11 protein-coding genes are annotated in these 14,535 nt (G+C 34.6%); 8 read left to right on the top strand and 3 right to left on the bottom strand.

Annotated elements, in window-relative coordinates:
• Positions 1-10: 10 nt before the first annotated feature.
• Positions 11-1,396 (top strand): hypothetical protein, encoded by a 1,386-nt coding sequence (locus ACQUQZ_RS06610; protein ID WP_435354022.1) that lies wholly within the window; start codon positions 11-13, stop codon positions 1,394-1,396.
• Here the strand turns inward: ACQUQZ_RS06610 and dcm are convergent.
• From dcm to ACQUQZ_RS06595, 3 genes are read right to left on the bottom strand one after another with little or no spacing between them, the layout of a single operon-like run.
• Positions 1,376-2,557: a DNA (cytosine-5-)-methyltransferase gene (gene dcm, locus ACQUQZ_RS06605; RefSeq protein WP_435354020.1), complete on the bottom strand. Its 1,182-nt coding sequence runs from the start codon at positions 2,555-2,557 to the stop codon at positions 1,376-1,378. The genes ACQUQZ_RS06610 and dcm overlap by 21 nt on opposite strands.
• 2 nt (positions 2,558-2,559) lie before the next feature.
• The gene (locus ACQUQZ_RS06600; RefSeq protein ID WP_435354019.1) at positions 2,560-4,527 is read right to left on the bottom strand and encodes an Eco57I restriction-modification methylase domain-containing protein; all 1,968 of its coding nucleotides are present in this window, start codon (positions 4,525-4,527) and stop codon (positions 2,560-2,562) included.
• Complete coding sequence (locus ACQUQZ_RS06595; protein WP_435354018.1) at positions 4,524-4,838, bottom strand: helix-turn-helix domain-containing protein; 315 nt, start codon at positions 4,836-4,838, stop codon at positions 4,524-4,526. The genes ACQUQZ_RS06600 and ACQUQZ_RS06595 overlap by 4 nt, the downstream gene beginning before the upstream one ends.
• Before the next feature lie 130 nt (positions 4,839-4,968).
• On the opposite strand from ACQUQZ_RS06595, the gene ACQUQZ_RS06590 reads away from it, so the two are divergent.
• The 7 genes from ACQUQZ_RS06590 (at position 4,969) to ACQUQZ_RS06560 (ending at position 14,528) form a co-directional block, all read left to right on the top strand.
• Positions 4,969-6,600: a carboxylesterase/lipase family protein gene (locus tag ACQUQZ_RS06590; protein ID WP_435354017.1), complete on the top strand. Its 1,632-nt coding sequence runs from the start codon at positions 4,969-4,971 to the stop codon at positions 6,598-6,600.
• An 88-nt stretch (positions 6,601-6,688) separates the two neighbouring features.
• Positions 6,689-8,209: a carboxylesterase/lipase family protein gene (locus ACQUQZ_RS06585; RefSeq protein WP_435354016.1), complete on the top strand. Its 1,521-nt coding sequence runs from the start codon at positions 6,689-6,691 to the stop codon at positions 8,207-8,209.
• Between the two features lie 67 nt (positions 8,210-8,276).
• The gene (locus ACQUQZ_RS06580; protein ID WP_435354015.1) at positions 8,277-9,308 is read left to right on the top strand and encodes an alpha/beta hydrolase; all 1,032 of its coding nucleotides are present in this window, start codon (positions 8,277-8,279) and stop codon (positions 9,306-9,308) included.
• 38 nt (positions 9,309-9,346) lie between these two features.
• Positions 9,347-10,213, top strand: a complete 867-nt coding sequence (locus ACQUQZ_RS06575) for an alpha/beta hydrolase (protein WP_435354013.1) — start codon at positions 9,347-9,349, stop codon at positions 10,211-10,213.
• Positions 10,214-10,225: 12 nt separating this feature from the next.
• A complete protein-coding gene (locus tag ACQUQZ_RS06570) occupies positions 10,226-11,851 on the top strand; it encodes a sulfatase family protein (RefSeq protein ID WP_435354012.1) in 1,626 nt (541 codons plus the stop codon).
• A 23-nt stretch (positions 11,852-11,874) separates the two neighbouring features.
• Positions 11,875-13,170 (top strand): CitMHS family transporter, encoded by a 1,296-nt coding sequence (locus tag ACQUQZ_RS06565; protein ID WP_435354011.1) that lies wholly within the window; start codon positions 11,875-11,877, stop codon positions 13,168-13,170.
• A complete protein-coding gene (locus ACQUQZ_RS06560; protein WP_435354009.1) occupies positions 13,167-14,528 on the top strand; it encodes an acyclic terpene utilization AtuA family protein in 1,362 nt (453 codons plus the stop codon). Before ACQUQZ_RS06565 ends, ACQUQZ_RS06560 begins: the two co-directional genes overlap by 4 nt.
• Positions 14,529-14,535: the final 7 nt, after the last annotated feature.

Below are 14,535 nucleotides of genomic sequence, written 5' to 3'. Positions count from 1 at the left end.
TAAGCAAAAAATGAAAGAATTAATAGAAACTGCCGATAATAAAAGGCAATGGCACCCTAATTTTCTAAAGTATACCGAATTCATTGTAGGACATGAAAATTATAAAGGTCTATTTTATGAAAGAGGAGATGATAAAAAAGTAAAATGGGTAATTACTGGTAAATCCGAGAATGGTCAACAAAGAAGAATTTGGTGGGATGCACAATGCAAAAATTACGGGATAAAACTTGAAGCTGGCTGTTACGCAAAAGTTGCTTTGAAAATCCATCCTACTAAAAAACACATATGTCAAATATGCGGTAAGGAATTAAGTCTTGAATATGTATATCCTAATAAAAGAACAATTGCAGGAATAAAAAAGGAATTCGGAATTACCGTAGCCCCATTCAATAAAGATATTTTTCAAATAGTGAATGAACTTGTGAACTCTGCTGATGATATTGAAAAGGTAAAACGTATTTTCAAAATAAAATCAACTGAAAAATTAACTAAAGAAAATCTCAAAAATTATTTACAAAACTATTTTGTTGATAATTTTGCGAAAGGATTGCTATCACCGGGAGCAATGAGCAATTCTCCTGATAGATTTGACGGCTATCATTCAGATGGTGCTTGTTGTCGTCATGAAAGCGATAAGGGAAGACACAAAGCAAATCTTCAACGCTATGGTCAGGATAGAAGAGTTTATGAAAATTGGGCTGATGGTGATTGGAAAATGGCTGACCGTTTAATGTCATTATTTCGAAAAAATGGAATAAGTGCCGACCATATTGGGCCAATTTCACTTGGTTTTTGTCATCGTCCAAAGTTCCATCCACTTACCAAAGCGGAAAACTCTGCGAAAAATAATCGCATGAGTTTAAATGATGTTGAAGTTCTGTTAGCTGATGAAAAAATCGAACAAGTCGTTTCATGGCATACTAAATTTATTTGGGACAAACTTAAAAGCAACGTCAAAAATGATAAAGATGCTGTGAAACTTAGTGATTTAATGAGAAAGAATTTACATCACGTTCTTATAGTTTTATCAATCATAGATGAGAAAGGTTATGGTGTTTTTCTTGAGCAATTTCTAAATCCTGAATATTCTTTCTTTGATTATAAATTTGAAGGTTTCAATCCAGAAACAGGACAATACAAAAAAGTTAACTCAAAGAAACTTATCGGTAGAAATCAGCAGAACAATATAAATCGTTACTACAGAGTTGCTTTTGATAAATTACAGGAGTATAAGACGATTGAAAATAGGAAAACAAACCTTTGGACTCATAAAGAAGTTGATGCTGAACTCGAAAAACTACTTGAATTACTAAAATATAAAAAGAACAAAGAAGCAAAAACTCAATTAGAAAACGTGTTCAAGAAATTAGCTGATTTAGCTGCAAACAACTGGTAGTTTTTGTAAACAAGTTTGGTAGAATGTCACAAAATCAATTTCTCCAAGCATTAGTTTTTCGTAAGCAGAAGTAGCCTTGTAGTTACAAGTCATTTCAAATTCGCCTGAACCCGTTTCTAAAAATGGTAATCCACCTATAGCTTGTTTCACCGTAATAGGTTTGGGTAGATTTTCATCTGTGGCAGAAAATAATTTTTTAGGAGGATTGATTTTTTCTTTTTTCTGTGAACCAACAATAACAACTCTTTTTCTTTTTTGGGGAACTCCGAAATTTTCGGCACTCAATTTAAACGGAGTATTTACATAATAGCCGATTTCTTCGAATGAAGTAATGATTTCTTTTATTGCTTCGCCTTTTCTCATTGTTAAAATGCCTGGAACATTTTCCATTACAAATATTTCAGGTCGAACTTCATTCACAACATGTACAAATTCTTTGAATAATTGATTTCTTTTATCATCAGGATTTCTCCAGCCTGCATTTGAAAAGCCTTGACAAGGCGGGCCACCAATCACAACGCCAATTTTATTTTGTTTTTTTGAAACATTAATAATTTGAGCCTTTATCTCAGTCAAAGTAATATCGCCTAAAATTAAATTGTCACCCTTGTCATATTCTGAATGATTTTGCTTATAAGTTTCAAAATAATTTTTCTCAATTTCATTAGCTGCGATTAACCTAAAACCTTCCGATAAAAACCCCTCGGACATTCCACCCGCACCTGCAAATAAATCAACAAACGTTAGATTTTCTAAATGGTCTTTTAGTGTTTCAGCAATTGCTCGAGCAAGTAATGTTGGCACTGCGTTGCCTATCTGTTTGTATTGTGAGGTCTTACTGCCATAAAACACAAAATTATCTTTGAATGATTGCAATCTTGCTCCTTCTCGTGTAGAAATGATTCTGTCTTGTGATGGATGTAAATTGCAACCATTACCCAAGCGATTAAAATAAGTCGTAATTGTATAACTTGGTTTGTTAAATTCTAAACGACCGTAGTATGTTGTTCTTCCTCCTGAACGCCTAATTTGTTCAAGTCTTTGAGAAGGAATTGTATCAGGAATGTTCTGCCAATTACCACCTGCAGGAATATGTTTCACCATTTCCCATTCTAATTTACTTAATCCAGGGGCAATGTGGTTATACAGTTTCTTACTCATATTCAAATAGTTTCTGATTTTTTATTTGTACTTAATAAGTAATTGGTTTCCGTCTTTGTTAAGCCATATAGGTAACAAATAATTTCATTGTTTTTGATTTCATCGTCAGAGAATTCACTTAAACTAATACTATCCAAGTCAATAATTGGCAACTCGTCCAATTCATAATTGTTGATATGATTATTGCTACTTGTGATTTTGAAACGCCAGTTCAATAAATCACTATTCAAGATATAATAGAGTTTCTTTAAATCGGATTGTTTTCTTGACGATACTATATAGTTGCAGGAATTCCCCAGAATGTCTGTTTTTTCTGAAAAAACAAATTTCAATCTTTTCAGCAAATCAACATTTGAAATCTGTGGGCAAATTAATCTTTCTTTATTGTAATCATGAACCCTAAAATCCTCAGATTTTTTATTGAGGAAGCCTTCAATTTCAACATATTCTCCATTTTTGTCAATCACACAATTATAAGAAACCATATTACCTCTAACTAATCTCCATCCAGTATTATTTGTAGTAATAAAAGATTTGAAAAGCGTTAAATCTAATTCTCCTCTTTTATTCCTGATAAAAGAATATTCCTTTATTTTTTTTTGTTTTGAAATTTTTGTGAGGATTGACCAACCGATTTTATCAATCAATGGAATTTCAAAATTGGAAGGAAAAATTGATTTTATCGATGTAAAATCAATCTCAAATGTATTGTCAGCAATCTCAATTCCTATTTTATCAGTTTTAGAATTTTTCTCTAAATAAAATATAACAGTTGATTGAGAAACGTTCTCGAATAATTTTGATGCTTCTGAATAATATCTTATAAAATGAAGTTTATGCGAACCTAACAAGTGTTTACGAAGTTTTGACGAAGTTAAATCAGCAAATAAAGAAGATGGGCAAATAATTCCTATCTGTCCTTTTGGTTTTGTCAAACGAATTATCATTTCGATTGAAAGTTGGTAATAATTCAACATTCCTTCAATAGAGTATTGATATATTCCTGATGTCCTGAAAAAACTAATTTCATTCTGAATTTTACTTTGAAGATTTATATAGTATCCGTTTAACTTTTGTTCATCTTCTTTTTTATTCACTTTTAATAAGTAATAAGGTGGATTTGAAAAGACAGCATCAAACCCGCCATTTTCAAATACCTTATTAAAATCATTGGCAAGGTCTATACTTTTTTCATTTACATCAAAGAAAGTTGCCTTTGGTATTAAGGCATTTCTATTTAAAATATTAGTTGATAAAGTATTAATGATTTGGGTATTAAGATTTTGAAATTTTGAAATTATTTTACACCTCAGAACATTAAGTGCAGTATCATCAACATCAACCGCAAACAAATTATTACAGACTATATTTTGAAGAGATAAACCGTATTTATCTTTAAGAATTTGGAAAGCTTCAAAATAAAATCGACCTGTGCCACAAGCGAAATCAAGGCAAGTAATTGTATCTACAATTGTATTTTCTTGAATTGCATTTTTGATTGTATTATCTACTATTTCATTAGTTACTTGCTTGAGTGTATAAACCGCTCCAGTTTCTTTTAAATGATGCTTTGATTTTTTTCTTATAAGTTTACCATTTCCAAGTATAAATTCTGAATTTAAAAATGTAATATGTAGTTCTTCTATCAAATCTGGGATTTCATCAATATTTTTTTCAAGAATATTTTCAAGACTTAGTATATTTTCAAAGTAAAAAATCAATTTTAACTCTTCTAAATAGTTGCTAAACTTTGCATTGATAAATAAACTTATTAAAGAATTAATTAGTTGTTTGTGAACTTTGTATGCAACATTTCTGTCATCAGTTAAAAGTAAATTAGCATTTATCAAATTAACTTCATCTTGTGAAACAGGAGAAATTTCATTCGTCTGTGAAAGAAAATCTTTGTTAATTTTAAGAGCTATCAATTGCTCTTCTTTTACCAGAAAATAATTGATATAATTTTTCATTTCATTTTTTTGTTTCGTTGATACTGAATTTTAGCCTCTGCTACTTGTAGTATTTCAGAAAATAAGTTTTCCTCTTGTATTTCATAAGCAACAATATCACTGTAAAAAGCGACAAGTAGCATTTCTTTATCTTTCATAAATATTTTTGCTATCTGCTCAATTATTTGAGCATTTGGTTTACGTTCATCTCTCTCAATCTTACTTAAAGTTGATTGGTCAATATCAAGTAATGCAGCAAGTTTTCTTAGAGGCATTTCATTTTCTTCTCTCAATTGCCTAATTTGAGTTCCAATTGTATCTAAATTTTTCATAGGCATAAAAAGTCAAGACATTTTTTGTCAAAAATATATCTTATTAATTTTAACTACAAATCTTTTTTCAAAAAAAAAAAATTGCTACTATTGTCGTAATTTGCGACAATAAGTAATTTAATCTAAAAAAATGAAAAAAATCATCTATCTTTTCTCTCTAATCGTGCTTGCTAATTTTTCAGTTAATGCACAAAGTATCAATACCTTTGCGGTACAAACAACTATCGAAAATGGTGTAATCGAGGGTAATTATGACACCAAAACAGGTATTCAGAAATATTTTGGTATTCCTTTTGCCAAACCACCCGTTGGAGATTTGCGTTGGAAAGCTCCACAAGCCCTTGAAAATTGGAAAGGTGTAAAAGAAACCAAGAAATTTAGTGCCAGACCCATGCAAAAAATTATTTTTGGCGATATGGACTCTCGCTCATCTGGTTTGAGTGAAGATTGTCTTTACCTCAATGTTTGGACTCCTGCTAAGCGAAATACCAAAGATTTACCTGTGTTACTCTACTTTTATGGTGGTGGTAACTCAGCAGGTGATGCTTCAGAACCACGTTATGATGGCGAAACGATGGCAAAAAAAGGCATCGTTGTGATTACTTGTAACTATCGTTTAAATGTTTTTGGCTTTTTAGCCCACCCAGAGTTGAGTGCAGAAGCTCCCTATAAAGCCTCTGGAAATTATGGTATGCTCGATCAAGTGGCAGCTATGAAATGGGTAAATAAAAATATTGCCGCATTTGGCGGTGATCCTAAAAAAGTAACAATCGCTGGTGAGTCGGCCGGTTCGATTGGTGTAAGTATGCAAATGTCATCACCTTTGGGTAGAAATTTGATTGCTGGTGCGATTGGTGAAAGTGGTGCAGGAATTACACCAACAATGGCTCCTGTTACTTTGGTAGAAGCTGAAAAAACAGGCACTGAATTTGTAAAAAAAGCAGGTGTTTCAAGCATCAAACAACTTCGTGCTTTATCGGCAAGAGATATTTATGAGATTTTTGATGAATCAAAAATGTTTGGATTTTCGATTGTAATTGACAATTATTTTCTTCCAAAAACTATTCCTCAAATTTTTGCTGCCAAAGAACAAGCACAAGTGCCTCTATTGTTGGGTTGGAACTCTGCTGAAATTCCTGCAGGAGCATTTATGTTTGGAATGCCTAATACTACCGAAAACTTTATCACAAGAGTAAAAAAGGAATATCCTGATAATGCAGATGAGGTTTTAAAATTGTATCCTCATGCCAACGAAAAAGAAGTTGAATTATCGGCAACTGCTTTGGCTTCTGATAGATTTATATCTTATTCAACTTGGAAATGGTTTGATTTACATCGTAATAATTCTTCACAGCCTGTTTATCGTTATTTATATAGTAAACTTCGCCCTGAATTGGTTGATAAAACTTTGGGTTCTGGCTTGGCAGGTGGAACTGTAAAAGCCGATGCAAATGCTCCAAGACCAAAGGCTGTTGGTGCTCCGCACGCTTGTGAAATTGAGTATTGTATGGGTAATCTTCACTTAATAAAAGATTATGCTTGGACAGCCGACGATTATAAAGTATCTGAAACAATGTCTAATTACTTTGCGAATTTTATTAAAACTGGCAATCCGAATGGTTCTAAATTACCTGAGTGGATAGTTGCTAAAAGTGGAGACGCCACTCCTCCTGTGATGATTATTGATGTAGAATCTCGTACTGAAAAAGCTGCAAACGATGCTCGCTATGAGTTTTTGGATAAGGCTTATAAGAATAAATGATGTATTCAAACTAATAATAGTGTTCAAACTTCTAATGTTGGCAAGGTTTAAAACCTTGCTAATATTAGAACTCCCCTCCCCTAATCAAATGAGAAAAATACTTTTTTTTATTCTTCTAACATTTTCTTCATTCGCTCAAACAATCATAAAAACAGAGAGCGGAAAAGTTGAAGGCTACGAAAATCAAGGTTTAAGAATTTTCAAGGGAATTCCATTTGCCGCACCACCCGTTGGTGAACTGCGTTGGAAAGCACCCCAGCCCGTAAAATCTTGGGAAGGGGTAAAGAAATGTATCAATTACAGTGCAAGCCCGATGCAAGCGAGTCCAGCTCCATTTATGTGCTGGTCAGAAGAATTTTTGATTCCAAAAGAGCCTATTTCGGAAGATTGTTTGTATTTAAATGTTTGGTCAGGTGCAAAATCAAGTAAAGAAAAACGCCCTGTATTGGTCTATATCTACGGCGGGGGTTTTAGAAGCGGTGGTGCGGCTTGCCCCATATATGATGGAGAAGCCATCGCAAAAAAAGGAGTTATTTTCGTAAGCATCAATTACCGTGTTGGTGTTTTTGGCTTCTTGGCACACCCAGAACTTTCAAAAGAATCGGGTAAAAGTGCTTCAGGAAACTATGCTTTAATGGATATGATTGCGGCATTAAAATGGATTCAGAAAAATATCGAAGCATTTGGTGGAGATGCCAGCAATGTCACGATTGCGGGGCAATCAGCAGGTGCTTTTGGTGTGAATTATTTGGTAGCATCTCCGCTTACCAAAGGCTTGATCCATCGAGCTATTGCTGAAAGTGGTGGAAGCTTTCACAGAAACCCACTTCGACCAAATGTAGATATGAAAGGAGCAGAAGAAATGGGTGTAAAATACGCTAAATCGCTTAATTGCAATAGTTTAGCAGAATTGAGAGCAAAATCAGCCGAAGAAATTCAAAAATCACAAGGTGGACTTGCTTCTCCAATTGTAGATGGTTACGTAATGCCCGAAAGTATTATAGAAATTTTCTCAAAAGGTAAACAAAATGATATTCCAACGATTGTAGGTTGGAATGAAGATGACCGAGTGGCTGGCCCGCCAGTAAAAGCCGAAACTTTCAAAGAGCAAATGAAAAAACGATTTGAAAGTACAGCTAATGATTTCTTCAAAGTTTATCCTGCTGAAACAGAAGAACAAGCTACTCAATCTCAAATGGCATTAGGACGGGACGAAACCTTTGGTATTCAAGATTATACATGGGCTAAAATCCAAACAAAAACAGGAAAATCTAAGACTTTTATTTATAATTTCAACCGCAAACTTCCTGCATATACACCCGAAACTCAGTTTGGAGCATTTCATACAGGTGAAGTACCTTATGCCTATAATAACTTACATACAGTGAAGCGTCCTTGGGAAGCGATTGATTATAAAATCGCTGATACCATGTCTTCTTATTGGGTAAATTTTGCAAAAACTGGCAATCCTAATGGCAATGGTTTACCAAAATGGGAAACTTATAGCATTAATAATGAACAAGTAATCATTATTGATAAAGTGATAGAATCAAAGCCATTGCCAACTACCAAACAAATGGCATTTTGGGAGAAATATTTTAGTAAATAATTCATAATCAAATATTTACAAAGTTTTTCATATTATTCATTTTACATTTCAAAACAAAATTAAATAAGTGAAAAAATACCTAAAAGTACTTAGTTTAGTCATTCTTTTTTGTGGATTATGGTGTTTTACTTTCGCCCAAACAGGAAAAGTAGAAAGTTTTGTCATCAACTCAAAAGCTCTACAAAATACAGGTGGCGAAAATCCAAATCGCAAAGTTTCGGTGTATCTTCCACCCAATTATGATGCTACCGATCAGCGTTATCCTGTCATTTATTATCTACATGGTTTCATGGGAAAGGATAATATTTTTGAGAATATGAAGAACATTTTAGATGCGGGAATCAGCAAGCAAAAAATTCGCCCATTTATCTTCGTTCAAGCAGATCATTATACACTTTTTGAAGGAAGTTTTTACTCAAATTCAACATTGACAGGCAATTGGGACGAATTTGAGTCGAAAGAATTGGTAGAATATATAGATAAAAACTACCGAACACTTGCTACTCGTGAAAGCAGAGGTATTGCGGGACATTCGATGGGTGGTTATGGAGCTTTCAAAATCGGCATGTTACATCCTGAGGTTTTTAGCAGTATTTATGCTTTGAGTCCAGGTTTATTGGCAATGGTAAAAGAATTTGGTCCTAATAGCAATTCTTTTAAAGAAGTTCAAAATGTAAAAACCCAAGAAGACTTGAAAAAGACTTATTATCCAAAAGTTTTGGTTGCTGTGGGTCGTGCTTGGTCTCCAAATCCTAATAAACCACCGTTTTTCTGCGATTTTCCGTTTAGCTATGAAGGTGATAAAATGATTGTCAATCAAACAATCTTAGAAAAATGGGAAGCAAATATGCCTGTTTATATGGTTGACAAGTATGCTGATAATCTCCGCAAAATGACAGCCATCAAATTAGATTGGGGACGAAATGATTCTCCACGTTTTCCTGTACAAATAGGTATGCTCAGTCAGCGTTTAGAAAATCTTGGTATCAATCATTTTGCAGAAGAATACATCGGTGACCATGGTAATAAAATATGGACAAACGATGGCCGTGTTTTAAATGATTTGTTGCCATTTTTTAATGATTATTTAAAATTTTAAACATCCTCTCTGATAACAAATCTTAACCTTTTTATATCATGCGTAATTTCATCTTTTTAGCCCTCATTATTTTTACTTTTTCTGCAAAAGCATCAACGGTTGATAGCCTCGATGTTCCAAGTGCAATAATGAACAAAGCTTATAAAGCAGCAGTTGTTCTGCCTGCTTCTTACGCCAAAAATCAAGCATCTTACCCTGTTTTATACTTGCTTCATGGTGGTGGTGGGCATTTCCGTGACTGGCTTACACAAACACCAGACAAAAATCTTGTAAAAAACCTTGCTGACAAATACAATTTAATCATCGTAATGCCTGAAGGTGAAACTTTTGGTTGGTATTTGGATAGTCCATTCGATCCAAACAATAAGTTTGAAACTTACATTACAAAAGAAGTAATTCAGAAAATTGATGCTACTTACAGGACAGTAAAAAGCAATAAAGGCAGAGTAATTACTGGACTTTCGATGGGCGGACACGGAGCGATGTATCTTTCTACTCGCCATCCTGATTTATTTGGTGCAGCAGGAACAATGAGCGGAGCAATGGATATGAATTATACAAAATTTAAGGTCAATGCCGATTTCTCGAAATCCCTCAAAGAGCGTTTTGAAAAGCTTTTAGGCACTTCTGATGTATCCAATGAAGTTTTTCTAAAAAATTCAATTGTCAATATGGTTGATTTAATTAAGAAAAATGCCATGCCAATCATTATTGATTGTGGTGTTGATGATTTCCTGATTGAAGCCAACCGAGAATTGCATAGTCGATTGCTTTATGCGGGCGTTGCACATGATTACACTGAGCATCCAGGAGCTCATACGTGGCCATATTGGGAAAACTCCCTACCCTATCATGTACTTTTCTTTCATAATATTTTGAAAAAAAATGGAGTAACAGTGGAATAAACCTTAATAAAGATGAAGAAGATAATTTTATTTTTTCTTGCGATTGGCTTAGTTTCTCTTGGATTTTTTGCGTTCAAACCAAACAAAACCAAGCGTCCGAATATCGTTTTTATCATGTCGGATGACCATGCTTATCAAGCGATTTCGGCTTATGATACAAGATTGACGAAAACACCAAACATTGATAGAATTGCTAAAGGTGGCATGCTATTTACCAATGCTTGTGTGACTAACTCCATTTGTGCTCCATCAAGAGCGGTCATTCTGACGGGAAAACACAGCCATCTCAATGGAAAAATTGATAATTATTTTCCATTTGATACAAGCAATATTACTTTCCCACAAATCCTTCAAAAGAATGGTTATCAGACAGCTATGTTTGGTAAACTTCATTTTGGAAATAATCCAAAAGGGTTTGATGAATTTCAAATTTTACCTGATCAGGGCGATTATTATAATCCTGATATTATAACCAAAAAAGAAGGCAAAAAAAAGCTGACAGGCTATGTGACTGACCTCATTACAGATATTACTTTGAATTGGCTAAAAAATGAGCGTGATGAAGAAAAACCCTTCTTTTTGGCATATTTGCACAAAGCACCTCACCGAGAATGGCTACCTGCCGAGCGTCATTTTAAAGAATATTTGAAGAAAACCTTTCCAGAGCCAACTACACTTTTTGATAATTATGAAGGCCGAGGAAGAGCATCAAAAGAGGCAGAAATGAATCTGCTTACACACATGAATTGGGCGGGTGATTCAAAGATTTTTCCTGAAAATATGGATAAATTGGGCATTAAAGAAAGCCATCCGTATGATAAACGGAACTACAATTATACAGTTGGTAGAATGAACCCAGAGCAACGTAAGGCTTGGGATGAGGCTTATGGGAAAATGAATGAGGAATTTATAAAAAAATACCCAACCATGACCGAAAAAGAGAAAATGCAATGGCGTTATCAACGCTACATGCAGGATTATCTGGGCAGTATTGCTGCGGTTGATGAAGGTGTAGGGCAAGTTTTAGATTTCTTAAAAAAAAACAATTTAGAAGAGAACACAATTGTAGTTTATACTTCTGACCAAGGCTTTTATTTGGGTGAACACGGTTGGTTTGACAAACGATTTATTTTCGATGAGTCATTCAAAACACCTCTTTTAGTTCGATGGCCAAATGTTATCAAAGCAGGTACAAAAAACTCTCAAATGGTTCAAAATCTTGATTTTGCACAAACTTTCCTCGAAGCGGCGGGCATCAAGCCTCCGTCTGATATGCAAGGCGAAAGTCTGATTCCGATTTTCAAAGGGCAAGGTAAAAATTTCAGAGATGCTGCATATTACCATTATTATGAATACCCGAGTGTTCACATGGTGAAGCGTCATTACGGTATCGTCACGGAAAAGTACAAATTAGTTCATTTCTATTATGATATTGATGAATGGGAACTTTACGACCGTCTTAACGATAAAAACGAAATGAAAAACGTTTATAACGACCCAAAATATGCCAAAGTAAAAGCTGAATTACATCAGAAATTAGCTGCTCTCCGAGTAAAATATAAAGACTCCGAAACACTTGATAAAATGTATATAGAAAAGTATAAGGAATTGGAGACAAATGGAAAAATTTGGAAATGATATTATAAACTAACCTATAAAACATGCTCGCAATATTTGGTTTTGCCACTATTATTATTTTTTTAATATTAATAATGACTAAAAAACTGTCAGTTATGACAGCATTAGTCATTACACCCATTGTCTTTGGGCTTTTGGCTGGGTTTAACCCAAAAGAATTGGGTGAATTTGCCATTGCAGGTATTAAACAAGTTGCTCCAACGGGTATCTTATTGATGTTTGCGGTGTTATATTTTGCCACCATGCTTGATACTGGTCTTTTCGACCCAGTTATCGCAGCGATCATCAAATCAGTAAAAGGCGACCCTTTGAAAGTAATTATTGGAACAGCGATTCTGACAATGATTGTCCATCTTGATGGTGATGGTACAGCTACATTTATGATAGTTCTGTCGGCATTTTTACCTATTTACAAACAACTAAAAATCAATCGATTAGTTTTATCGAGCATTGTAGCTTTGAGTGTTGGGCCTATGCACTTAGTTCCGTGGTCTGGAACTTCAGCAAGAGCCATTTCTACCTTAAAATCTGATGCTGTACATATTTTTAATCCAAATATTCCAGCCATTATTGGTGGAATTGTTTGGGTACTATTTGTTGCTTATATTTTTGGTAAAAATGAAAGAAAACGTCTTGGAATTATTGATTTTCAATACAATCACAAAGAAAATCTTAGCGATGAACAACATAGTTTGAGAAGACCAAAGTTGCTTATTTTTAACGCAATTCTCACTATTTTGTTAATCTTTTCATTAATGAAAGGTTGGCTTCCAGCAGCTGTGCTTTTTGTGGTAGCAAGTATGATTGCATTATTGATCAATTACCCCAAACTCGCTGACCAGCAGAAAGTTATGAAAGCTCACGGTACCAATATTTTCATGGTTTCGAGTATGATTTTTGCCGCAGGGATTTTCTCGGGCATTTTGACTGGCTCAAAAATGATTGAAGAAATGGCAAATACATTAGTTGCTCTGATTCCTCAAAATCATGCCAATCTTTTGCCGATGCTTACAGCCATCACCAGTTTGCCAGCGAGTATGTTATTTACACCAGATGCTTACTATTTTGGGGTTGTACCGATTCTGAGTCAGACCGCAACTCAATTTGGAATTGACCAATTGGAAATTGGTCGTGCTGCATTACTTGGACAAATGACGGTTGGTTTTCCAATTAGTCCACTTACAGCCTCGACCTTTTTATTGGTAGGTTTGGCAGAAGTTGATTTAGGAGAACATCAAAGACACACATTCAAATGGGCATGGGGAACAACGATAGTGATGACGATTGTAGCACTTTTAACGGGTTCGATACATTTATGAAACAAAAAATCAGAATTGGCTGCGGTGCAGGTTTTTCGGGAGATAGAATCGAGCCTGCGATTCTACTTGCGGAAAATGGTGAATTGGATTACTTGGTTCTGGAATGTTTGGCCGAGCGGACTATTGCCCTTGCTAATAAACGAAAAATGGCTGACCCAAGCAAAGGTTATGACCCACTTTTAGAGCGGAGAATCGAAACACTTTTACCAATTTTGGTAAAAAACGATATTCGCTTAATTACTAATATGGGAGCGGCAAATCCAATAGAGGGAGCAAAAAAAATCATTGAAATAGCAAAAAATCAAGGAGTAAAAATAAAAGTTGCAGCAGTTTATGGCGATGATGTTTTTGATAATACTGAATTAACGGATAATGATTTTATAAAATTTGGAAACGAAGATTTTGCTTACGATTTAATCGTAAATCGTAAAACCAATCCAATCGTAAATTCTGCTAATGCTTATTTTGGAATCGAAGGTATTTTAGAAGCCTTGAAGGCTGATGCTCAAATTATTATTACAGGAAGAGTGGCTGATCCTTCCTTGTTTTTAGCACCGATGATTAATGAATTTGGTTGGAAAACAGACAACTATGATTTGCTTGGAAAAGGTACTGTAATTGGTCATTTAATGGAATGTGCTGGTCACATCACTGGTGGGTATTTTGCCGACCCAATCAAAAAGCCAGTCGAAAACATGGAAAATTTAGGGCACCCTTTTGTTGATGTATTCTCAGACGGAAAAGCTATCATAAGTAAAGTAGCCGATACAGGTGGAGTCATTAATCTTCAAACTGCAAAAGAACAATTGCTTTATGAAGTGATCAATCCAAGTGAATATTATACACCTGATGTAATAGCCGACTTCACAAGTGTACAATTGAAAGAAATAGGTAAAAACCAAGTTGAATTTTCGGGAGGAACAGGAAAAGTAAAACCAAATACCTATAAAGTAAGCGTTGGCTACAAAGCCTTTTATTTGGGCGAAGGCGAAATTTCCTACGCTGGTTCATCAGCTTTAGAGCGAGCGATACTGGCAGGCGAAACGGTTGAAAAACGATTAAAAAATCAATTTGAAGAAATACAAGTAAATTACATTGGACAAAACTCAATTTTTGGTCAAAATAGGTTACTAAGCGACGCAAATACTCAGATTGCCGAAGTGAGATTACGAGTAGCGGCAAAAGCCAAAACATCAATCGAAGCAACATTGGTAGGTGAAGAAGTAGAAGCTCTTTATACCAATGGACCGGCAGGTGGCGGTGGTGTACGAAAATACGTCAATGAAGTGATAGGAATCGTTTCAGTTTTGGTAGATAGAACTAAAGTTTTACCTAAAATAGCTGTTTTTATTAGCTAAATTTTTC

Source organism: Emticicia sp. SJ17W-69, from assembly GCF_051209875.1.
GTDB lineage: Bacteria > Bacteroidota > Bacteroidia > Cytophagales > Spirosomataceae > Emticicia.
Note: the sequence above shows the minus strand (reverse complement) of the source record. Positions and strands in the feature narration are given on the sequence as shown.

Bases quoted from the DNA above. Each gene is read 5' to 3' on its own strand.
- ACQUQZ_RS06610 (WP_435354022.1), top strand. From the start codon at position 11: ATGAAAGAATTAATAGAAACTGCCGATAATAAAAGGCAATGGCACCCT.
- dcm (WP_435354020.1), bottom strand. From the start codon at position 2,557: ATGAGTAAGAAACTGTATAACCACATTGCCCCTGGATTAAGTAAATTA.
- ACQUQZ_RS06600 (WP_435354019.1), bottom strand. From the start codon at position 4,527: ATGAAAAATTATATCAATTATTTTCTGGTAAAAGAAGAGCAATTGATA.
- ACQUQZ_RS06595 (WP_435354018.1), bottom strand. From the start codon at position 4,838: ATGAAAAATTTAGATACAATTGGAACTCAAATTAGGCAATTGAGAGAA.
- ACQUQZ_RS06590 (WP_435354017.1), top strand. From the start codon at position 4,969: ATGAAAAAAATCATCTATCTTTTCTCTCTAATCGTGCTTGCTAATTTT.
- ACQUQZ_RS06585 (WP_435354016.1), top strand. From the start codon at position 6,689: ATGAGAAAAATACTTTTTTTTATTCTTCTAACATTTTCTTCATTCGCT.
- ACQUQZ_RS06575 (WP_435354013.1), top strand. From the start codon at position 9,347: ATGCGTAATTTCATCTTTTTAGCCCTCATTATTTTTACTTTTTCTGCA.
- ACQUQZ_RS06570 (WP_435354012.1), top strand. From the start codon at position 10,226: ATGAAGAAGATAATTTTATTTTTTCTTGCGATTGGCTTAGTTTCTCTT.
- ACQUQZ_RS06565 (WP_435354011.1), top strand. From the start codon at position 11,875: ATGCTCGCAATATTTGGTTTTGCCACTATTATTATTTTTTTAATATTA.
- ACQUQZ_RS06560 (WP_435354009.1), top strand. From the start codon at position 13,167: ATGAAACAAAAAATCAGAATTGGCTGCGGTGCAGGTTTTTCGGGAGAT.